This is a genomic window from Clostridium sp. 19966, from assembly GCF_032335695.1.
GTDB lineage: Bacteria > Bacillota > Clostridia > Clostridiales > Clostridiaceae > JACTOJ01.
In genome coordinates, this window is the sequence record NZ_JACTOJ010000002.1 from 260,673 (window position 1) to 283,071 (window position 22,399).

23 protein-coding genes are annotated in these 22,399 nt (G+C 32.1%); 2 read left to right on the plus strand and 21 right to left on the minus strand.

Annotated features, from left to right (window positions below):
- The first annotated feature begins 36 nt into the window (after nucleotides 1-36).
- Entirely contained in the window at nucleotides 37-546 is a 510-nt protein-coding gene (locus tag IAI10_RS03085) for a ferritin (RefSeq protein ID WP_315671827.1), read from the plus strand.
- 66 nt (nucleotides 547-612) lie between these two features.
- Here the strand turns inward: IAI10_RS03085 and trxB are convergent, their stop codons facing one another.
- The 5 genes from trxB to lgt form a co-directional block, all read right to left on the minus strand.
- Complete coding sequence (gene trxB / locus IAI10_RS03090) at nucleotides 613-1,557, minus strand: thioredoxin-disulfide reductase (RefSeq protein ID WP_315671828.1); 945 nt, start codon at nucleotides 1,555-1,557, stop codon at nucleotides 613-615.
- Nucleotides 1,558-1,653: 96 nt separating this feature from the next.
- The gene (locus tag IAI10_RS03095) at nucleotides 1,654-1,884 is read right to left on the minus strand and encodes a glutaredoxin domain-containing protein (RefSeq protein WP_315671829.1); all 231 of its coding nucleotides are present in this window, start codon (nucleotides 1,882-1,884) and stop codon (nucleotides 1,654-1,656) included.
- A gap of 14 nt (nucleotides 1,885-1,898) precedes the next feature.
- Complete coding sequence (locus tag IAI10_RS03100; RefSeq protein ID WP_315671830.1) at nucleotides 1,899-2,351, minus strand: DUF134 domain-containing protein; 453 nt, start codon at nucleotides 2,349-2,351, stop codon at nucleotides 1,899-1,901.
- A gap of 283 nt (nucleotides 2,352-2,634) precedes the next feature.
- Nucleotides 2,635-3,207 (minus strand): hypothetical protein, encoded by a 573-nt coding sequence (locus IAI10_RS03105; RefSeq protein WP_315671831.1) that lies wholly within the window; start codon nucleotides 3,205-3,207, stop codon nucleotides 2,635-2,637.
- Between the two features lie 21 nt (nucleotides 3,208-3,228).
- A complete protein-coding gene (gene lgt / locus IAI10_RS03110) occupies nucleotides 3,229-3,996 on the minus strand; it encodes a prolipoprotein diacylglyceryl transferase (protein WP_315671832.1) in 768 nt (255 codons plus the stop codon).
- A gap of 197 nt (nucleotides 3,997-4,193) precedes the next feature.
- Here lgt and IAI10_RS03115 point away from each other — a divergent pair, with 197 nt between their 5' ends.
- Nucleotides 4,194-5,519, plus strand: a complete 1,326-nt coding sequence (locus IAI10_RS03115) for a methyl-accepting chemotaxis protein (RefSeq protein WP_315671833.1) — start codon at nucleotides 4,194-4,196, stop codon at nucleotides 5,517-5,519.
- Between the two features lie 231 nt (nucleotides 5,520-5,750).
- Here the strand turns inward: IAI10_RS03115 and IAI10_RS03120 are convergent, their stop codons facing one another.
- From IAI10_RS03120 to IAI10_RS03195, 16 genes are all read right to left on the minus strand, one after another.
- Nucleotides 5,751-6,770, minus strand: coding sequence for an SGNH/GDSL hydrolase family protein (locus tag IAI10_RS03120; RefSeq protein ID WP_315671834.1), 1,020 nt, complete (start codon nucleotides 6,768-6,770; stop codon nucleotides 5,751-5,753).
- Nucleotides 6,771-6,921: 151 nt separating this feature from the next.
- Nucleotides 6,922-7,749, minus strand: a complete 828-nt coding sequence (locus IAI10_RS03125) for an urease accessory protein UreD (protein ID WP_315671835.1) — start codon at nucleotides 7,747-7,749, stop codon at nucleotides 6,922-6,924.
- 21 nt (nucleotides 7,750-7,770) lie between these two features.
- The gene (ureG, locus tag IAI10_RS03130; RefSeq protein WP_315671836.1) at nucleotides 7,771-8,379 is read right to left on the minus strand and encodes an urease accessory protein UreG; all 609 of its coding nucleotides are present in this window, start codon (nucleotides 8,377-8,379) and stop codon (nucleotides 7,771-7,773) included.
- An 11-nt stretch (nucleotides 8,380-8,390) separates the two neighbouring features.
- Nucleotides 8,391-9,080, minus strand: a complete 690-nt coding sequence (locus tag IAI10_RS03135) for an urease accessory protein UreF (RefSeq protein WP_315671837.1) — start codon at nucleotides 9,078-9,080, stop codon at nucleotides 8,391-8,393.
- Nucleotides 9,073-9,516: an urease accessory protein UreE gene (locus tag IAI10_RS03140; protein WP_315671838.1), complete on the minus strand. Its 444-nt coding sequence runs from the start codon at nucleotides 9,514-9,516 to the stop codon at nucleotides 9,073-9,075. The genes IAI10_RS03135 and IAI10_RS03140 overlap by 8 nt, the downstream gene beginning before the upstream one ends.
- Before the next feature lie 44 nt (nucleotides 9,517-9,560).
- Nucleotides 9,561-11,279, minus strand: coding sequence for an urease subunit alpha (gene ureC, locus IAI10_RS03145; protein WP_315671839.1), 1,719 nt, complete (start codon nucleotides 11,277-11,279; stop codon nucleotides 9,561-9,563).
- Complete coding sequence (gene ureB / locus IAI10_RS03150) at nucleotides 11,280-11,648, minus strand: urease subunit beta (RefSeq protein WP_315671840.1); 369 nt, start codon at nucleotides 11,646-11,648, stop codon at nucleotides 11,280-11,282.
- 15 nt (nucleotides 11,649-11,663) lie between these two features.
- Nucleotides 11,664-11,966: an urease subunit gamma gene (ureA, locus tag IAI10_RS03155; protein WP_315671841.1), complete on the minus strand. Its 303-nt coding sequence runs from the start codon at nucleotides 11,964-11,966 to the stop codon at nucleotides 11,664-11,666.
- Nucleotides 11,967-12,198: 232 nt separating this feature from the next.
- Complete coding sequence (locus IAI10_RS03160) at nucleotides 12,199-12,891, minus strand: TVP38/TMEM64 family protein (RefSeq protein ID WP_315671842.1); 693 nt, start codon at nucleotides 12,889-12,891, stop codon at nucleotides 12,199-12,201.
- Between the two features lie 86 nt (nucleotides 12,892-12,977).
- On the minus strand, nucleotides 12,978-13,919 hold the full coding sequence (argC, locus tag IAI10_RS03165) for an N-acetyl-gamma-glutamyl-phosphate reductase (RefSeq protein ID WP_315671843.1): 942 nt from the start codon (nucleotides 13,917-13,919) through the stop codon (nucleotides 12,978-12,980).
- 81 nt (nucleotides 13,920-14,000) lie between these two features.
- The gene (locus tag IAI10_RS03170; protein ID WP_315671844.1) at nucleotides 14,001-16,130 is read right to left on the minus strand and encodes a methyl-accepting chemotaxis protein; all 2,130 of its coding nucleotides are present in this window, start codon (nucleotides 16,128-16,130) and stop codon (nucleotides 14,001-14,003) included.
- Nucleotides 16,131-16,163: 33 nt separating this feature from the next.
- Nucleotides 16,164-18,290: a methyl-accepting chemotaxis protein gene (locus IAI10_RS03175; protein WP_315671845.1), complete on the minus strand. Its 2,127-nt coding sequence runs from the start codon at nucleotides 18,288-18,290 to the stop codon at nucleotides 16,164-16,166.
- Between the two features lie 242 nt (nucleotides 18,291-18,532).
- Entirely contained in the window at nucleotides 18,533-19,246 is a 714-nt protein-coding gene (locus tag IAI10_RS03180) for a hypothetical protein (RefSeq protein ID WP_315671846.1), read from the minus strand.
- Nucleotides 19,243-20,109 (minus strand): ABC transporter ATP-binding protein, encoded by an 867-nt coding sequence (locus IAI10_RS03185; RefSeq protein ID WP_315671847.1) that lies wholly within the window; start codon nucleotides 20,107-20,109, stop codon nucleotides 19,243-19,245. Before IAI10_RS03185 ends, IAI10_RS03180 begins: the two co-directional genes overlap by 4 nt.
- Before the next feature lie 212 nt (nucleotides 20,110-20,321).
- Nucleotides 20,322-21,374 (minus strand): glycoside hydrolase family 88 protein, encoded by a 1,053-nt coding sequence (locus IAI10_RS03190; RefSeq protein WP_315671848.1) that lies wholly within the window; start codon nucleotides 21,372-21,374, stop codon nucleotides 20,322-20,324.
- Between the two features lie 146 nt (nucleotides 21,375-21,520).
- The gene (locus tag IAI10_RS03195) at nucleotides 21,521-22,396 is read right to left on the minus strand and encodes a carbohydrate ABC transporter permease (protein WP_315671849.1); all 876 of its coding nucleotides are present in this window, start codon (nucleotides 22,394-22,396) and stop codon (nucleotides 21,521-21,523) included.
- Nucleotides 22,397-22,399 lie beyond the last annotated feature (3 nt).

Sequence of the window (22,399 nt, forward strand, 5' to 3'; positions counted from 1 at the left end):
ACTGTAGTTTTAATTTAATGAACAGGAGATGATATTATGTTATCTAGAAGATTGCTTGATGCATTAAATGATCAAGTTAATTATGAACTTTATTCAGAATATGTTTATTTAGCTATGGCTTCTTATTGCCAATCTGAGGATTTAAATGGACTTGCTAATTTCTTTAAAGTTCAAGTTCAAGAAGAAAGATTTCATGCTATGAAATTCTTTGACTACATAAATCAAATGGGCGGAAGAGTATTCTTGGAAGGAATACATCAGCCTTCAAATGAGTTTGAAAATATACTTGATGTTTTTGAAAAAGCTTTAGAGCATGAAAAAACTGTAACAAAAAGAATCTATAATCTTTCAGATATAGCCTTGGAAGAAAAAGAACATGCTACTATGAGCCTTTTAAAATGGTTTATTGATGAGCAGGTTGAGGAAGAGGATACTTTCAACAACATTATAAAAAAACTTAGAAGAGTAAAGGATAATCCTGCAGGATTGTATATGCTGGATGATGAATTAGCTACTAGAGTTTTTACACCACCTGCTAATGCATAATAATTAAAAATTGCCTTTTCAAAATAAAACTGATTTTTGTGTTTTGCAAAAATCAGCTTTATTTTTTTATCTCTTGTTCTTCGCTAAATCAACTATAAATTTTTCAGCTGACAAGGCCGCTATGGTTCCGTCTGAAACAGCTGTTGTTATCTGTCTAAATTGCTTTTCTCTAACATCACCAGCTGCATAGACTCCTTTAACATTAGTCTGCATATTTTCATCCGTAGGTATATATCCTGAATCTGTTAGCTTTATACTTTCTTTAAACAGCTGGGTTTTAGGTTCAGTGCCGATATAACCAAATACTGCATCCAGCTGTATTTCTTTCACTTCACCATTTAATGTATTTTTTATTTTAGCCTTATCTACAAACTTATCTCCGTCTACATCTTCTAAATCCCAATTATACATAACCTCTATCTTAGGATTTTTAAGTACCTCTTCTAAAGTGGATTTCTCCCCTTTAAAATAGTCATACCTTCTAATCATTATTACTTTGGAAGCAAATCTAGTTAAGAATAGTGCTTCCTCAAGAGCTGAGTTTCCTCCTCCTACTACTCCCAAAACTGATCCTTCATAAACTGCACCATCGCATACTGCACAGTAATGAACTCCTCTTCCTGAAAATTTTTCTTCACCAGGAATAGGCAGCTTTCTTGGTGTAGCACCTGTGGATATAATTAATGCTTTTGGCTTATAAATATATTTTTCTGTTTCAATAAGCTTTTCTTCGTCACTAAGTTTCACGCTTATCAAACTATCAGAATCATCTATTACAGCTCCCAGTTCTTTAGCCTGATCTGCCATTATATCGGCCAAGGCTCCTCCTTCTATTGTCTTAAATCCTGGATAATTTTCTATGGTGTAACTATTTCTTACCTGGCCTCCAACTAACGCATCCTCTACCATCACCATGTTTAATTTAGCTCTGGAGGCATACATGGCCGCTGTAAGTCCAGCTGGTCCTCCTCCTACTATAAGCAAATCTATTTCTTTTATCTCTTTACTCATGCTCTAATCACCTCACGCATAAATACATATTTTTTAGGCTATGTCCTAATGAGATTCATTAAAACATAGCCTATATAATTAAGGGGTTATAGTTAATTACTTAGATATATATTCGTCAATAGCTGCCTTATCAAATCCAACAACGATATTTCCATCAATATCAAGAACAGGAACTCCTCTTTGTCCTGATTTATTTATCATTTCCATTGCTGCCTGTCTGTCCTGTGAGACATTAACTTCTTTGTATTCAACACCCTTTTCCTTTAAATATGCTTTTGCCTTTACACACCATGGACATGTATTTGTAGTATATACTGTAACGCTCATTTTAATTCCTCCTATTATTTTAATTTTATTTCATGGCACTGACACCATCTTTTGCATTCTTTTTCAGTGCTGCAGCACATAACCATCTGACTCCCACACTTGGGACAATTTGATATATCAAATTCTGTACTCGGCTGGTATGTTTCTCCGCAAACCTTACATAAATAAATGCATTGCTTGGGTAGATAGTTACCACCTCTTATATTTATTATCTTGCCTTCTGTAAGAGCTATAGCCACCTTTTTCCTAGCACTATCTATTATATTCTGAAAAGTTTGTCTGGATACATCCATTTTTTCTGCACACTGCTCTTGAGAAAATTCAGCTATGTCTTTTAATCTCATGGCTTCTAATTCCTCAATTTTTAGTTCTATTTCCTCTAAACCTTCTTTTTCCTTTTCATATGGACCAAAACAGGCTTCGCAAGGAAAACATTCAACTTTTCTGTATTTTGTTGGTCTAGGCATCTTTATCACCCTATCCAAGGTAAAGATTACTTATTGTTTAATAATCATTATCTTCTGATATTTTTATTATAGCACTATTTTAGTTTTTGTCAAATGCCAATTTAAATTTTTTTATATTATAAGCCTTCCATACTTAAAAAAAAATATTCTATAAAAAACAGGAAGACTTAAATAAGTTCCTGCTTTTATAGAATATTTTGGCTCTGTTTTAACTAAGTGCTGATTTTTATCCTTATTTAAAACTTCCTTCAGCGGGAAAGGCTATGCTTTAAATTGCATTTCATTAAGAATTAGGCACATATATTCTTATTATATCTTTTATATATTGAGCCTTTCCAGAATAAAGATAGATGTTAGAAAACATATCATTCACTGATTTACTTATTATATCCTTCCCTAGAAGTTTATAATTTTTATATAATGCTACTCTGTAATATTTGGGATCTGTTCCCCTTTGTTCAATGATTTCAGTATTGCCGCATTCAAAAGCATCCAACTGTCTTATGTATTCATTTATATTGACCAAATAGTACTCTTTTTGCACTCCATCGATATCAACTACATTTTTTTTAACATACAGCTTACTGTTTGAATCAATAACATATATATTCTTCTGCTCTTTTACTACTTCATCATCTACCATCCCTTTATGCCCAAAAATCCATATTGAATATGGTATGATGATCACAGTTAAAATCATTATTATTGCCATAACAAACATATCTTTTATAAATAATATCTGTAAAGCTTTATCCGCTTTTCTATTGTTTTTTTTTAATTTCTTCGTCTGCATAGTCAGTACTGCACTAATAAAAAGTACAGATATGGCGATTCCAATTATTAAAAACAATACCAAAGCTATCCCTCCATAAATTCCCTATTCCTTTTTAACTTTTCTATAATTTATGAAGTAAACAGCAACTATTGATAAAATCATTCCTAATATACTAACCATTTGAGCTGCTCTTAGTCCAAAGAACATCAAGCTATCCGTTCTCATTCCTTCTATAAAAAATCTGGCTAATGAATATAATCCTACATATAAAAAGAATATTGTCCCATCTTTCTTATTCTTTCTAATCATAAACATTAAAAATATAAACACTAAAAGGTTCCAGGAAGATTCATATAAAAAGGTTGGATTATAATAACTTCCGTCTATTAACATGCCATTTTGTATGAAACTAGGAAAATGGCTTATAAAAGCCTTTGAAACTTCTCCTCCATGAGCTTCCTGATTAAAGAAGTTTCCCCATCTTCCCATAGCCTGTGCAAAAATAATAGATGGTGCAGCCACATCCGCCAAAGCTAAAAAGTTCAGCTTTTTCCTTCTTGCCATCAGGTATCCTGCAAGTACACCAAATATTATTCCTCCATGTATTGCAAGTCCACCTTGCCTAATATTAAACATGTCAATAAGATTACCTTTGTACTCATTAAATTGAAATATAACATAATAAAGTCTGGCACCAATTATTCCAATAGGTATAGCTACTATAATAACATCTGTAAGAAAATCAAAATTTACATTTCTATACTTACAGTTGTACTCAGCTATTAATATTCCTAATACCATTCCTATTGATATTAATATACCGTACCATCTAATATCTAGTCCAAATACAGTAAATGCTACTGGATTCATTAATTTCACTTCCTTTGTAATTACATATTTTGTAAAATAATTATAACTTTTCTTCTCTATTATAGCAACTACTTATTTATAATTAAATACATTAGTTAAATTTTATTTAATATGTTAATTAGATTTAACTAATTAATTAATTATGGTAAAATAAATAAGATATGAATTAATTTTTTCATTATATGGAGGTTAATCAAATGAAAAAAAAGATTGCAGATATGACTATTAATTCAATTAAATTCAAACTAATAGCAATTGTGGTGATAGTTCAAATACTGAGCTCCTATATAGGACGAGCTGTTAGTTTTGGAATTGAAAAAAGCAGACAAACTCTTAATACTTTAGGCGGACCTAATCCTATGATAAGCAGAAACCTAGGTGTTTATATCTCTTCTGGAATAAGTATAATAATCACAGTAATTATTATTGTATTGTTCTATGATATTCTAGTACTTAAAAGATTAAATGCCATTACTAAATTCACAAAAAAATTAGGTGAAGGTGATTTTTCAGGTCAGCTGAAGACAGTTGGAAATGATGATCTTTCAAAGCTTGCTAAATCCATAAATTCAGCAGTATCAAATATTAAAACTTTACTTAGCGATATATCTACTAGTTCAAATGATATAAAAGAGTCCAGCGTTAAATTATTTTCTAGCTCCAACGCTTCAGTTTCTAAGGTGGAAAATATAAATGCTTCTTCTCTCCACTTATCTGAAGGAGCTGAAAAATTAAGTTCCAGCATAGAGGAAATCAACTCTTCTATAGAAGAGATTACTTCTATAGTAACTACTCTTAATGAAAAAGTAGCAAATACTAGCAGCTCCTCTGAGGAAATGAAAGTTAGAGCTACTAATATGAAAACCAAGGTTGAAGCTTCAATTCATGCTGCTACCTCAAAATATGAGGAAAAACAAGCTCACATTATTAAAGCCATAGAAGATGGTAAGATTGTTGATAATATTGAAATAATGGCTGATACAATAAAATCCATAGCTGAACAAACTAATTTACTTGCCTTAAATGCTGCCATAGAAGCATCCAGAGCTGGTGAACAGGGAAGAGGTTTCGTAGTTGTAGCTGAAGAGGTTAAGCAATTAGCAGAGCAATCTGCTCAAGCCATCTCTAACATAGAAAATCTAGTATCTAAGGTTAGGGATGTATTCAATAATTTATCTTCTAGCTCACAGGAAATACTGGACTTTGTAAATATAAATGTAAAAGGTGATTATTCTCTTCTTTTAACTACGGGAGTTCAATATGAAAAAGATGCTTCATTCATTGCTGACGTATCCAATGAATTATCTTCTTCAATAAATTCGGTTAACCAAGCTATGGAAGACATCAGCGGTGCGATTGAAGGTGTAGCAGAAATGTCTGAAAGAACTGTTTCTTCTACAGAAACTATAAATGATAGCCTTACTGAAATTTCATTAGCACTAGAAGAAGCTGCAAGTACGGTTGAAAAACAAGAGGTTTTATCTCAAAAGCTAAATAAGTCTGTAGGAAGCTTTACATTATAAAATAACGAAGCTTTAAATCGGTGTAAAAGACTTTACTACTAAGATAGAAAAAGAGCTTTAATTAAAGGATAAAGAAATTATGAAACTAAAAAGACGAAATGAATAAATTGGATGTCCAAATATGTATTTTTAAAATATTCTTGCACTGTCACAATTTTGTGGCAGTAGCAAGAATGTATATGCATAAATTCTAATTGCTGATGAAAAAAGGCGATTTAAATTACAAATATTTCATCTATTAATAAACTTTTCTACTATTCTGGTAGATACAAATTTAGTTATATTGTTCTTCCATATTAAATCAGGATGAATTTCTCCATGATTGTGAGCATTTAGAACTGAGAATCCACTTTCATTGAATGAATCAATAAAATATACACTACAAAATTGACAAACCCTTTCAATAATATCTCTTTTAAGTTTTCCATTATTGAATTGCATCCATGTTTGTGTTGTATCAGCTTGCAAAGGTGAAGCAACAAATATTTGAACATTTGGATAAGCAGATTGTAAGGTCTCGATTGCCCATCTTAATGCAGAAGCTATGCTATTTCTTGTAAGTTCTGAGTAAGCTTGTCCAAATACGCTGCCTGTATCATCATTAATAGGTACATTATCATTTTTTCCATCATTAGTACCAATAGCTATATAAATTATCTCTGGAATATCTGTAGTATGACCTAGACCTGTTCCTATAGATGTATCAATTGAAAATGCTCCATCAATAGGATGATTCCAAATTATTTGTGCCCCATTCGCTGTAGTATGTTGTAATATTCTTCTGATTTGATTGGAAAGCACATTATCATCAGTGTTAGTGTTTTGCGGAGTAACTAATGTAATTGTAGTTATATTTGTATCCCCTGAATGCCAATCTGAACAGCAAGCATATCCACACGCAAAATTACCAACAAGGGAAGTTGATAATTGTTCATTAACTGCTGTTCCTATTCCTGTCACCTGATCACTTGTTATACTATCTCCAAAACAAGCATATTTTTTATTTGCAATTAGGTAAAGTGCTGATATTTCATTTTCAAGTTTATTTTTAATTGCAGTAAATTCATTAGCAGATTCTACAACATCATCAATATTTACATTTTCTAGCACATTTATGGCATCTTCGATTTCAGAACTATTATATATTATTGTATCATCTGGTTTTATAGCTACAAATTTAATATCAGAATTCATAAATACGTATGGAACGCTATTATTTAAATCTATAGTTATCCTTCTGGTTATTGCCAAGTTTATCATCTCCTTGCTTAAATCCTAATATAAATCTATATCTGGTAGAACTAAATTTTTTATATGTATTTTATCTCCAAAAATATTTTTATTATTATCATAACTACCAGCTATACATAAAATAGCCTACATAGATTTGATTTACACAAATCTATGCAGGCCCTTGCCCTTTATTTTTTATGCTTAATATAGCTGATATTTCGTCTTTTAATCTATCTGTTATTTTCATAAGCTTGTCGCTGCTTTTTCCAAGAATTCTTACCACCATGATAAATTCGTATGGAATGCTTATACCATATTCTATACTATCATACTCTTTTAATATGTTCTGGAGATTCTTTTTAATTTCGTAGCTTAATCTTTTATTAGCTATAAATACATTAGCAGCATGAGTAAATCCTTCATATATTCCCATATCCTGTAGCTGCTGCAGCTTTGGTTCAAGATGTGTATTATCAAAGAATATCAGCTTTTCATCCATATAGATACTTACTTTAGAAGAAAACTCCTTAAAATCAAACTTTTCTCCCATGGCATATCTGCCGCAGGACATTATCTCCCTATATAATAGATCACTTTCTCCATGCAAAGCAAATTTTGCAGTTCCCCTAAAGGCAGAATCCTTATATGGTATAGTTGGATAAAGATAATATTCAAGGCTTGCTCCATCTTTAATTGTTACTTCTATATCCTGCTTTGCACAATCCTGTTTCATAGAAAACACCTTATTATAGGACTGAGAAAATATATGCAGTCTGCTGCCAGCATTAAGTACATACTTGATTTTATATCTATCTCCCTCTAGCATCCCTGGCGAAACACTCATTATGCAAAGCTTCATTCTATTATCTTCTTCATTATAAAATGGGCTAGTTATCTTAAAAGGAGCAGTAAAATAACTATCCTTAAGTATGGTCCTGCCATCTTTTACGCAGGTTTCTATGAATAGATTGCTTTCTTTTATGTAACTATTAGGCACTATTTTTCTCCTTTTTATGCTCTAGCAATTTTCTAGCAGCACATTATCCTTTATCCACTGAATAACATTTTTTAGTCCTGTTCCATCATTAAGATTAGTAAATATAAAAGGTTTTTGTCCTCTCATCTTTTTTGAATCTCTATCCATAATTTCTAAACTGGCACCCACATATGGAGCTAAATCTATTTTATTTATGATCATCAAATCTGATCTTGTTATGCCAGGGCCGCCTTTTCTTGGTATTTTATCCCCTTCAGATACATCGATCACATATATGGTTGAATCTGCAAGCTCAGGACTAAAGGTAGCGGATAGATTATCTCCTCCGCTCTCTATAAATACTAATTCTATATCAGGAAATTTATCTATTAATGCATCTATAGCTTCCAGATTCATGGATGCATCTTCTCTTATTGCCGTATGAGGGCATCCTCCAGTTTCTACGCCTATTATTCTTTCCTTAGGCAGAACACTATTTTTAACCAAAAATTCCGCATCCTCCTGGGTGTATATATCATTAGTTACAACGCCTATGCTGTAATCTTTGCTCATTTCTCTAGTAAGTCTCTCTATGAGAGCTGTTTTTCCAGAACCTACAGGTCCCGCTATTCCTATCTTCACGTAACTCATTTTTACTCCCCCTACGACATATATAACCTCGAATATAACTCTTCATGCTGCATAGCTCTTATTTCAAAGGCCGGACAGCACCTTCCAAGTTCTTCTTCACTAAGTCCTATTATGTCTTTCTTAACTTCTTCCATAGTGCTTTGCATATTAAAAAGTATGCTTTGCCCATCCATTTGTCCTATTGGTATGAGTTTAGCACAATTATTTATTATGCTGGAGCATTGATTATATATATAGGCTGATAAGGCCATATCCAATGAAATATTCGACTCAGCAGCAAATATTCCAAAAGCTATGCTATATACTCCATAGCACTTTCCATTTTTGATCAGTTCTGAATATTTCAATACAGCTTCCTTTTCATCAAATTTATTTATGAGCTTTAGGAACCTTAAACAAAGCTTTAAACTTCCTTCTCGAATTTCTTTAGCTCCCTTTGAAGTATGTAAAATATTATCTATTCTCTGAAGATATTCTATGTCTTTGCCTAGAGCAGCTTCATAAGCCAGCTTCATGCCTAATCCATCACCATACTTTATATTGTAGCAAAGCATATTATATAAATATTTTTTAGCAGAAGCAGAATCCTTGACTATATTTTTCTGAACATAAGTTTCCAATCCATTTGATTGAGTGTAAGAGCCTATTGGAAATATGGAGTCGCTTATCTGAAGCAAAGTAAATAAAGCTGCATTACTCATGGTGATGATGACTCTCCAATCCATTTATGAGTTTTGTTGTGACTTTCTTAGGTTCAAAACCCTTTTGTTCCAGAAGCTTCATAAGAGGTTCATCATAGGCTACTTCAACCCTGCTGCCATGGATGAAGACAGGCACATGCTTGTTGCCTATTTCAAAGCACAGCTTTCCCATTTCTTCCATGGTTTTAGGCTCAACAGCTATAGCTTTGCTTTCTTTTATATTTACTAAAAGAGCTTCTTTCTCATCCAAATATAATATATCTCCCTGAGTAAGATGCTTGTGCTCAGAAAATCTTATTCCAACCTCTTTTCCATTTCTGCTTTGTGTTTTAAATATTTTCTTATTTACTTCATACCACTCTATGTCAATAAAATCTATTTCTTTTCCCTTTAAATCATATTCCTTTTCATTGCCAATCTTTTCTTCAATAATCATATAAGTTCACTCCCAAATGGTAATTTTACCAAAAATGCAACATACTAAAACAAGAAATATCTTTGAGCCAAAGGAACTTCCTTTATTGGTTCACAGGTTATTCTGTCTCCATCAACAGTAACTTCATAGGTATCTGGATTCACTTCTATTTTAGGAGTCTTATCGTTAAGCTTCATATTTTTCTTACTTATATTTCTGCATTTTTCCACAGGTAGTATTATCTTTTCCAATCCAAGCTTTTTGATATTTCCATTGCTTATGGAAGCTTTAGATACGAAAGTGATGCAGGTAGAATATTTAGCCTTTCCAAAAGCTCCAAACATATTTCTATATATAACTGGCTGAGGAGTTGGTATTGACGCATTAGGATCTCCCATTTTGCTGGCAATTATAACTCCGCCTTTTATTATCATTTCAGGTTTCACTCCAAACATATCCGGTCTCCAAAGCACCAAATCAGCAAACTTTCCTTTTTCTACAGAGCCTACATATTTAGAAATACCATGAGTAATAGCAGGATTTATAGTGTACTTAGCAACATATCTTCTCACTCTAAAATTATCATTTTCAGCAGTGTCTTCTGGAAGAGCGCCTCTCTGCTTTTTCATTTTATCAGCGGTTTGCCAAGTTCTTATAATAACCTCTCCAACTCTTCCCATAGCTTGAGAATCTGAACTAAGCATGCTGAATACTCCCATATCGTGAAGAATATCTTCCGCTGCTATGGTTTCAGGCCTTATTCTAGAATCTGCAAAAGCCACATCTTCTGGCACATTTTTATCCAGATGATGACATACCATAAGCATATCTAAATGCTCATCTATGGTATTTACTGTATATGGTCTTGTAGGATTTGTGGAGGAAGGTAATACATTTTTAAAGGAAGCTGCCTTAATTATATCTGGTGCATGCCCACCGCCTGCTCCTTCTGTATGATAGGTATGAATAGTTCTTCCTGCAATAGCATTCATTGTATCCTCTACAAATCCAGCTTCATTTAATGTATCAGTATGTATGGCTACCTGTACATCATATTTATCTGCCACCTTAAGACATGTATCTATAGCCTTTGGTGTGCTGCCCCAATCCTCATGAAGTTTAAGTCCTATGACTCCTGCTTCCACCTGTTCCTCTAAGGCCTTCTCGCTGGAGGAATTTCCTTTGCCTAGGAAACCAAGGTTCATTGGAAATGCATCCGCTGCTTGAAGCATTTTTTCTATGTAAAAAGCTCCCGGAGTACAGGTGGTAGCATTAGTTCCATCTGCAGGACCTGTTCCTCCTCCTATCATAGTGGTTATTCCGCTATAAAGAGCTGTTTCTATCTGCTGCGGAGATATGAAATGTATATGAGAATCTATACCGCCTGCAGTAACTATAAGCCCTTCCCCAGCTAAAGCTTCAGTAGATGCTCCTACTATCATATTTTCATCAACGCCATCCATCACATCTGGATTTCCCGCCTTGCCTATACCTGCTATTTCTCCATCCTTTATGCCTATATCTGCTTTATATATGCCGGTATAATCTATTATTACAGCATTTGTTATTACCAGATCTAGCACACCTTCTTTTCTTAAAGCTCTAGCAGATTGACCCATACCATCTCTGAGAGTTTTACCGCCTCCAAATTTACATTCATCTCCGTATACTGTATAATCCTTTTCAATTTCTACTATAAGCTCGGTATCTGCTAGCCTTATTCTATCGCCTACAGTGGGACCATACATATTTGCATACTCTTTACCTGATATCTTATAGCTCATTTATTTCACTCCCTTAAATCCAAGACTTTTTGCTGTTTCTAATGCTTCCAGTTTATTTTCATCACAGGCTTTCTTCTCAGTGAGTCCATTAAGTCCAGAAACATACTTATTTCCACCAAGCTCCACTAATTGAACCTCTTTTTCCTCTCCAGGTTCAAATCTAACTGCTGTTCCAGAGGGTATATCAAGGTGCATGCCGTAAGCTTTTTCTCTATCAAATTGGAGTGCTTTGTTAGTTTCAAAAAAATGAAAATGTGAACCTACTTGAATGGGTCTATCTCCAGTATTTACTACTGTTATAATTTCTGTTCTGCGTCCATCATTTAATATGATATATTCATTTTTAATAAATATCTCTCCAGGAATCATAATTTTCCTCCTTACCTATCTTATAGGATTGTGAACAGTAACTAATTTAGTTCCATCAGGAAAAGTTGCTTCTATCTGCACCTCACTTACCATGCTGTCCACTCCATCCATAACATCCTCTTTTTTTAATATTGTAGCCCCATATTGCATCAGCTCAGTAACGCTTTTTCCATCTCTTGCTGCCTCCATTAGTTCTGAGCATATTAATGAAACCGCTTCCGGATAGTTAAGCTTAAGTCCTCTACCCTTTCTCTGCTTTGCTAATTCCCCTGCATAGTGAAGCATCAATTTATCTATATCTTTTGAATTCAAATACATTATCTCACCTCATTTTATACTACATATATAATATATTATAATAATATCTTTATATGAATTTCCATTTTTAAATAAAACATTTCCCAATTATTAAAATATCAATATTCCTGCTAATATATTGTTTATATAGCTTTAGTAAACATTTACAAGCATAGGGTTAGTTACATATGCCTAAGTTCATGCTTTGCTTAGACATATGCTCTATTATTTTAATTAGCTTTTAACCCTTAAACTAATCTCTAGTAAAATATCTAATTATTTTATCTTTATTTACCATAAGCAAAATGAAAATCAGGAAAAGTATGATAGCAGAAACTAAAAGCGAAGAATATTTTCTATTATATATATTAGCTCCCATGTATGCTGAAATAAATACCCCTGGGATTCTTCCAAGCGTAGAAATGATTATAAAAGGTTTAAATCCTAATTTTGTAATGCCAGCAACATAGCCAAGGATGTCTTTAGGAATGCCTGGAATTACATATAATATAAATAACACTAATTTATTTTTAGGTCTATTTATAACGCTATTTACACTATTATAATGCCTGCTAGGTATTATCTTTCTCAGTAAATCTTCTCCGAATTTTCTTCCTATGCCAAAGGTTATAGCAGACCCCAAAAGTATTCCCACAATAGACAGTACTGTTCCCCAAAATGCATTGTATATGTATCCTCCAGCTAGCTGAACTACTTCTCCAGGTATAGCAAATATAACTACTTGAATTATTTGAAGCAGTATGAATATAACTATTCCAAATTGTCCGAAAGAATTTATCCAATCTCTTATGGTTATCGGATCCCAAAGATTCTTTAATCTCATGATTTCATCTTTTTCCAATATAAAAAGAAGAATGGCAGCTAGCATTATAGGCAAGTACGTGTATATTTTTTTATTTATTTTTATCTTACGGTTTATTTTCACATCGACCTACTCCCTATCATAAATAATAATAGAAAATCCCCTTCTCTATATAGTACCTATAGAAAGGGGATTTGTCAAAAACACCATTATTTTAATCCTATGGATTCATCTAGTCCAAGCATTATATTCATATTCTGTACAGCAGCACCAGAGGCTCCTTTACCTAAATTGTCTAATTTGCTTATCAATACTATTCTTTCTTCATTTCCGAACACAGATATCTCCACATTATTAGTATCATTGCAAGCTGTTATGTTATACGCTCCATCTATCAATGTGCTATCATCACCATATTGAGTAATATTTACAAATTGTTCTCCTTCGTAGTATTGCGAAAGGAACTCAGCTATTTCCTTAGGGCTTTTGCTCTTATTCAACATATTAGTGTAAAGAGGTATACTAACTGCAAGACCCTTGTAATAGTTACTTACTACTGGTATAAATATAGGATAGTTATTAAGTCCTGAATGCTTTTTTATCTCTGGAAGATGCTTATGATTAAGTGTAAGCGCATATGGTCTTGGAGATTTCAGGTATTCTTCCTCACTGGTTTCGTAAGTTTCTATCATCTGCTTACCGCCACCGCTGTATCCAGTTATAGAAAATATATTCAAGGGATAGTCAGCTGAAATTATTCCGGCCTTTACCAATGGTGCTATAGCCATTATTGTTGCAGATGCATGGCACCCTGGAACGCTTACCCTCTTAGATATCCTTATTTTTTCTCTCTGCTCTTTGCTTAACTCAGGTATTCCATATGCCCAATCCTCATTAGTTCTGTGAGCCGTACTTGCATCTATCACCTTGGTATTTTCATTTTCTATAAGAGCCACCGCCTCTTTAGAAGCCGCATCCGGCAAACATAGGAAAACCACATCCGCCTCATTCAAACATTTTTTTCTAGCGCTAATATCCTTACGCTTTTCAAAGTCCAAATTTATAAGCTCCACTTGAGAGTGTTTTTGCATATATTCATTTATCCTCAAACCAGTAGTTCCATACTGACCATCAACAAAAATCTTAAACATAAACCTTACCTCCTAGTTTAAAAAAGCTATAATCATTCATACAGATTTTATAATTATACTTCTTATTTTTATGATGGTCAATTATTCAACTACAAACATTGACATTGTAGCATCTAATTTCTTTACCATAGAATCTAATTTCTGAGCTGCCTCTGCTAAAGTTTCCATATCTGAAATCTGCTCTTGAGCAGTGGCCGTAACTTCTTCAGTTATAGCTGCAGTTTCTTCGGATACAGCACTTATATCTTCAATATAAGCTGAAGTTTTTTCTTTTAACTCACTTATACTAGCTATGTCATCAACTATAGTATTTACCCTTGAATCTACCTCACTCATCGCACTTATAATATTTTCTATATCGATGCTGGTTTCATCTATCGCTTCTTCCTGATTTTTTATTATCTTGCTTGTATTAGATGCTTTTTCAACTATTCTATCTACCTTTTCCTTAAGCTCAGCTATTATATTGCTTATTTTTACAGAGGAACTTCTAGACTGATCCGCAAGCTTTCTTACCTCTTCTGATACAACTGTAAAGCCTTTTCCAGCTTCACCAGCTCTTGCTGCTTCAATAGCAGCATTTAGTGATAATAGGTTAGTATGATCCGATAACTCCACCATAACCTTAGTTATTTTTTCAATTTCCTTCATGCTGCTGCTAAGTTCCTTAACATTTCTAGATATTCCCTCAGTAACAGTTTTCGTATCCTGTGATTTTCCTTTTAAAATAGCTATGGAGTTTTTAGTTTCTTCACTCATAACATTAGTTTGATGAATGAACTTTGCAGAGTCTTCTATTCCTTCTTCCATATGGTTTATTCCTTCTGAAAGCTCTCCTATATAATTAATACATTTAGTCATTCCGTCTGCTTGATCTGAAGATCCTTTTGCTACTTCATTCATGGTAGAGGCTATTTCCTCTGACACCTTAAAAGATTTTTGTGAAACCGCTGAAATCTTATTGGTGCTTTGCAAAACATTATCTGCTTTTTCTTTTGTATTTTTTATTATAGAATTCATTTTATTCATCATTTCGTTGAAGCTTCTGTTAACTAGTCCTATTTCATCTAAACTGTCATCATGGCTGTCAACAACAAAATTTCCATCTTTAGCCTTTTCAATAGACTTCATAAGTTTATTTAACGGTGCAGATATGCTATAAGATATAGCAAAGGACATCAGCAACGCTATGATAAATATAATTACAGCTATGATTATGATTGCACGTATGACTTGTAAGGATTCATTGTTTACATAACTGGTTGGAACCAAGCTTACAACATGCCAATCCGTACTATCTATGTTGGAATATGATATGTAATAAGAAGCAGAACCTATTTTAATCTTTCCCGTGCCATCATCTTTTATAGCAGTATTTATAAGGTTATTATCAGAGTATTTATTTCCTATTTCAGCTTTGTTCTTGCTGGAAATAACCATTCCCTTAGAATTTATTATAAATAGGCTGCTGTCACTACTTTTGATGTTATCCTTATATATATCGTAGAGAGAATTTTCATCAAGATTCAAATACAAATATCCTATATTAGATAAAGTTGAATTAGATATAATACCTCTAAAAAAGTTAATATAATATTTTCCGTCACTGCCTTTTAATAAATTCATAGTGATCTGTCCTGATTTGGCGTCAGAACTTGCTAAGACAGAGGAATCATAATTTTTGCCTATTACTTGTTGCTTATCTGCTGTAAGCATAGCATAGGATACTACGTTTTTATTTTTATCATATCTGTCAGTTACTTTGCTTTTAAGACTTGCTAAAAAGTCGCTTTTATCTTGGTCATTTAGGCTGTTAAATTTAGCAAGACTATCTTGTATTTGCTTGTTTGTAGTGATCTCTAAAACACCGGATTTATATTCATCCAGCTGACTTCCTATATTTTTGCTTATCTGCTTTATCTCCTGAGATGAAAAATTAGTTATTTTGCTCCCCATAATTCCTTTAGAATACAAGGAGGAAAAAACAGATATAGCAAGTATAGGTATAACAAGTATTATAACAAAGGAAATCACCAATCTCTTTCTAATATTGGTTCTTCTCATTCTCTTAGAAATATCAACTGATTTATTAGTAAAATTTTTTACAAAATTAACACTCTTCTTACCCTTTGAAGAACTACTTTTATGTTTTTTGCTTTTGCTTGTTTTATCCTTAAAAAGTCTTAAATTTGGAATTTTTAATTTTTTCATATTATCACCCCTATTGAAGACATATTTATAATTTTATATCTTAAATTTCTCTGTTGAGCTGCTAAGTTCTTTCGCCATATCTGTAAGAATATCTATTAATTTACTAAGCTCCTTTATGTCTCCAATCTGATTTTCTGTATTTTCAGATACACTTTCTGTAATAGATACTGTCTCTTCTGATATAGCTGATATTTGTTCCATCATTTCCATGGTGCTTTCTTTAACATTCTTTATATTTTCTACGGATTCATTCATTGTTATAATTTTTGAGTTCACAGCTTCCATAGAAGCTTGCATATTTTTAAATGTATTAGTTGTTTCTTCCACAGACTGCATTTGAACTTTAATTATATCTGTAGCATCATTTGCTTCCTTTGTTGTAGCTTCAGTTTTTTCCTTTATTTCTTCGATTATAGAAACTATTTTTATAGAAGCCTCCTTGGACTGATCTGCTAGTCTTCTTACTTCATCTGCAACTACAGAGAACCCTCTTCCTGCTTCCCCTGCTCTTGCAGCTTCAATCGCAGCATTAAGTGATAATAGATTTGTTTGCTCAGAAACAGACATAATAATATCTGTTATCTCTTTTATTTCCTTCATATTATCATTTAAATTATTTATTTCATGAACTATCTCTTGAGAAAAGCTATCCGTCTGCTTTGCTTTGTCATTTAAATCGCTTACTGCTCTAATAGAATCACTTATGTTGGCTTTTGTTGCTTCAACCACATTTGAAACCTTTGAAATATTTTCAGCTATTTTATTAATATCCCCAGACAACTCCTCCATAGATTTTACTCCTTTAAGTACTCCTTGAGCTTGTCCCTGAGATCCTTTTGCCATTTCCTCCATAGTTGAAGCTACTGCTGAAGATCCTGAACTAGAATGTTTAGCTAATTCTTCTATCTTTTCTGTGTTTTCATAAACATTATTTGATAATTCCCTCATGTCACTTACCAAAAGAAAGATTTTTTCTGTCATTTCATTAAAATTTCTGCTTATTATACCTATTTCATCCTTAGCTGAATCTTCTGTTTTATACGTTAAATCCCCGCTTCCTACCGTATTTATTGCATTAACAAATTTTTTTAGCGGTATAGTTATGCTATTGGACAGTATGGATAAAATTATTATACTTGCTGCAAAACAAACAATTCCAACAATTAAAATATAAGCTAACATGAAGTCTATAGAACTGGAATAACTAGCTTTAGGTATTATAGCCGAAGTATAAATGCTCGTATTAGCTACATTAGAAGTCAATACTATATCGCTGCCTCCATCAAAAGATTTTACTCCCTTTCCTAAATCCTTTGATAAAAACTTTGTAGAAAAGTTTTTTCCCTTATATAGCGAATCCAAGGTTTTACCATTTTGAACATTTAATATAGTTCCATCATTAGTTGAAGTAAATAAGTATGTATTTGAGCCTAAATCTATATTGTCATATATATCTCCTATATCAGAAGTCTTATAGCTTGTAATAGAAAAACCAATATTATTATTTCCATCATCTTTAATGGTCTTAAGCATGATTAAGTAATCTGACGTCTGTTGAGAATTAGCATCGCTATGAAACCATACAGCTTTACCATTTGAATTGTTTAATTTATTTAAGTATCCTTCTATTATTTTGTCTTTATTTAAGTATCCTTCTATTATTTTGTCTTTATCACTAACACTTAAAAAACTTGGAAAGGTTCCGTATATATTTTTATTTTTATCAACTATGCAAATGTTATTAATTTCTTTATTTGAGCTGCCTAATGCACTAATTTCAGTGTTGATACTTGAGATTGCATTATACTTCTCGAAGGAATCATCTGTATTTAAAATCTTTTGCATGTTTGATACTATCTCACTTTCGCTTACCTTATCAGCGCTGTTTTCAATAGATGTAAATTTCTTTTCCACATTTATTGTCACTTGATTAAGTATACTTTCAGAGTAGGATATAGATTTATTTTTTATTGAATTAATTGATGTTTTATATACCAATACGCTTATAGCAGCGATTGATAGAGCAAGTAATATTATTAATGAAAACGTAAGTCTGCTTTGAATCTTTATATTTCTTATGGATTTATATTTTTTGATGGCTCTTTTTTCCAAATCATTTTTTGTCTTAATTTTCTTAAATCCCACATTGAACTTTGACATGGTAATCTCCCCCCTAGCCTTCTAGTCTAAATACTTGATAATATTTCTAGTGAACGTTTTCAATCATGTAACAATTTTATCATTTATGACAATAAATTTCAATATTTTAATTCTATTAAAACATTTATTAAAACGGCTCTATATCTAGGTTCATACGTTTTTAGTACAATATTTTGTAACTTCTCACAAAAATATAATAAGTTTTTAAACGCTATTTTAATGGCATATTCAGGTATATTTTCTCATAGCAACCTTTTTATTGTAATTTTTAAATAAAAAGCTAAAAGTATTGTCGAATATATTAATTCGTATAATATATTTGCTAAAAATTTTATATCGATATGGTACACAGACTGCTCTCCTAGTGAATTAAGCTCACTATTGAGTATATCCACTGGAGGTAGTATCCATCTTAGAAAGCTAAAATACGGCATGCTAGAAATTATACCAGTCTTTGCTGCTGTTAACACTATTAAAGAAAATAATATCATTATGCAATAGCTTTTATCTTTAATTATTCCTGATAGAACTATTGAAGTTACGCTTATTGCAATCAAGCTGGACAATAAATGCAAAGCTAAAGCTGCCACTAGCTCACCTATTGTTATCCTTCTATCAAATAACTTTGAAATCACAGGAAGAAGAACTACAATAACATCTAAGGGAATAAGAAAAATTAAATTTGCTGCAATCTTACTCATATAAAACCTAATTTCACTTTTACTGTGAAGAATAGCCAGATACTGCTGAGTTTTATCTTCAAATTCAAAGAATCCATAACTTATCCATATAGAAAATATAAATACTACTAAACATGTAAAGCTATAATTATTCCACACACCCATTGGATATTGAGAATAATTTATTCTTAAAAATATCAGGAATAAAATAATCGGCGCTACATATCTATATTTTTTAATATAATATTTTAATATATAATTCACTATATCTTTCATACTCTTTTCTCCTTTTGCAGTTGTTCTTCTTTGTAATACTTGTCCACATATTCTATAGAAAAATTCATATTTAAAAGTTTTTTCAATATTTCATCAGATTTACTTTTCTTCACTATAATTGAACAGCTGCCTTTATCAAAGTTTATTTTTTCGATTTCTCTAAAATTCATTACTTCCTTTTTTTCTATGCTGCCTTTAAAACAAATTTTCATTTTCTCCTGCTTAGCTTCTTCAGCAAGTTTCTTATCTATTACTATTTTCCCATTAGCTATAGATATTTCTTTATACTTCAACTCATTAGCTGTATTTTCTTCATGACATGTAAAAATTACAGTTGATCCTCTTTCATTCAAGTCCTTAAGTAAATATATCAGCTTATTAATTGATATATCATCTAATCCAGAAAAGGGTTCATCTAAAATAATGATTTTGGGAATGCTTAAAACCGCTTGGATAATGGATACTTTTTGAATAGTTCCTTTTGAAAGATTTCTAACTTGTTCATTCCTCATTTCTTCATTAATATTAAAATAATCTAATAAATTCTGTATTCTATTTTCTAAATACTCTTTCTGCAGCCCTTCAATTTTTCCCATCATATATAAATACTCCTTTGTTGCTATAGGTAGCTTAGGAAATATATCTGGAACATATGCAACATTCAAATCAGCTTCAGCCCTTCTATTTCCATTTGTTAAATTTATCATCCCCGCTAGTATTTTAACCAATGTACTCTTGCCACATCCATTTTCTCCTGATATCTTCACCATTTCTCCCTGAAATATTTCGATATTAATATCAGTGAATATGTTCTTTTCTCCATAATATTTGCTTGCTTTTTCTAGTGCTAATATTCTATTCATATTATTACCTCTCAATATTTTATTCCACTATTAGCCATTATACTTCATATATACCTCGATTGACAGTAAATTGATTTTAATATTGCTCACAGTAAGGGTTTGCTTACATATAAAAAAGATTGCTTACTACTAATACAATTAGTGCAAGCAATCTTCTTAACTAAAAAATTGTTTTAAACCAGTGTAAAAATCAACACTGGTTTAAAACAAAACTAAAAATTTAATTTAGCAATCTCGGAACAAGCTAACAGAAATACTCCTACGCCGAAATTTGAAGTAGATGTCTTATCAACAATTATGTCAGGAGATGGATTTTCTCCAATAGGCTGTACATATCCCACTTTTCCGTCTTCCTGAAGTGCTTTGCCAGATAAATATGACCATGCCTTAAGTAGTGTATCTTTATATTCTTCCACGCCTATGATATGATTATTAATTCCCCAAGCTAAACCATAAGTAAATAAGGCTGTACCACTAGTTTCTGGTCCAGGTCCTTGTTCAGGATCCATTATACTTCTTGTCCAATATCCCTCTGCCTGCTGAGCTCTTTTAATGCTTTTAGCCATCTTTTTAAATACTTCTATAAATTCATTCCTATAAGGATTATCAATTTTTATATCCTTTAGGACTTTAGCTAGAGCTGCAAAAACCCATCCTGAACCGCGTGACCAAAATTCTTTTTTACCATTTGGCGACTTATGTTTAGGATATATGTATTTAATATCTCTATACCAGAACCCATCTTCTTCATCGAAAAACCCATCTTTTGCATACTTATAATAACTGTATAATTTATCAATATATTTTTCTTCACCTGTAATATTATAAACTTTAATCAGTACTGGCATCACCATATAAAGTCCGTCTATCCACCACAGATAATCCTCTCTCTCCGTTGAGGTTTCATAGTCCATAACTTCTAAAGCTCTGGCAATTTTCTTTTCATCCTTCTTTTCATCAAGATTATATAAATCTATATAAGTTTGAAAGCAAACCTGCCAATCTCCAAAGAGAACAAATTCGTCAGTTTCTCCATAGGTATATTTCCAATTGTATTTATCACCGCTTTTAGCGCCCTTCCACTGATTTAGCTCAGCCCATTTATTGACATAGTCAAGATATCTTTTATCCTCAGTTACATAATATGCCTCCATATTACCAGTAAAATAAACTGCTTCATCCCAAAATGCCCGACCTGGCTTTGGATTATTAGCAATCCAATAATCATTGGCTTTCTTCATAATTTCAAGAGCTCTTTCTTTCATTATATTTACTCCTCTCCATACAATAGATTATAATGTAAACATTTTTATATATTTTAGTATACAATAAATGACAAGTAAAAAGGCACATAATTTCAATGTACCTTTTCAAATAAAGCTTTATATCGTCAGTTCTTTAAAAACAAATCTTATTCTTTTAGCGCACCAATCATTACACCTTTTACAAAATATTTCTGTAAAAATGGATATATGCATAATACCGGTACTGTAGAAACAACTATTAAAGCATACTTTATTGTTTGACTGATTGATTCTTGATCTATAAGCGTATTATTTACATCAGCATTTGTGTTTTGCAGAAGAATCTCTCTAAGTATTAATTGCAAAGGAAATAGCTCTCTATTTCTTAAGAAAATACTAGCATTAAACCAAGAATTCCAATACCCTACTCCATAATATAAAACCATAACGGCTATAGTAGGTCCTGACAAAGGAAGTATAATTTTTAACAGAATAGTAAAATGACTTGCTCCATCTAACTTTGCAGATTCTTCTAAGCTATCAGGAATTGCCATAAATGCTGTTCTCATAATTATCAAATTATAAGTGCTTACTAGATTAGGAATAATTAATGCCCAAAGACTGTTATCAAGATGTAATTCCTTTACTGTCAAATAGAATGGTATTAACCCTCCACTGAAATACATAGTAAAAACTATTCCGAACATTATAACCTTTTTCCACATTACATTTTTTCTTGATAAGAAATATGCTCCTATTGCTGTCATTACTATATTAAGAAAGGTACCTACTGTAACTATAAAAATTGTATTTAAGTACCCTTTGCCTAGCATAGCATTCTGGAAGGTTACTTTATAGGCATCAAAGCTGAAACCTATAGACTTAAAGAGCAGCCCTGTATGCTGCATTAATTTCGAACCATCGCTAAAGGAAGCCATTACTACGTACCAAAATGGGTAAAGAGTAATTACAACAATTATAAGCATAAAAATAATATTGAACACATTAAAAACCTTTTCTCCAACACTCTGTTTTATTCGCATATA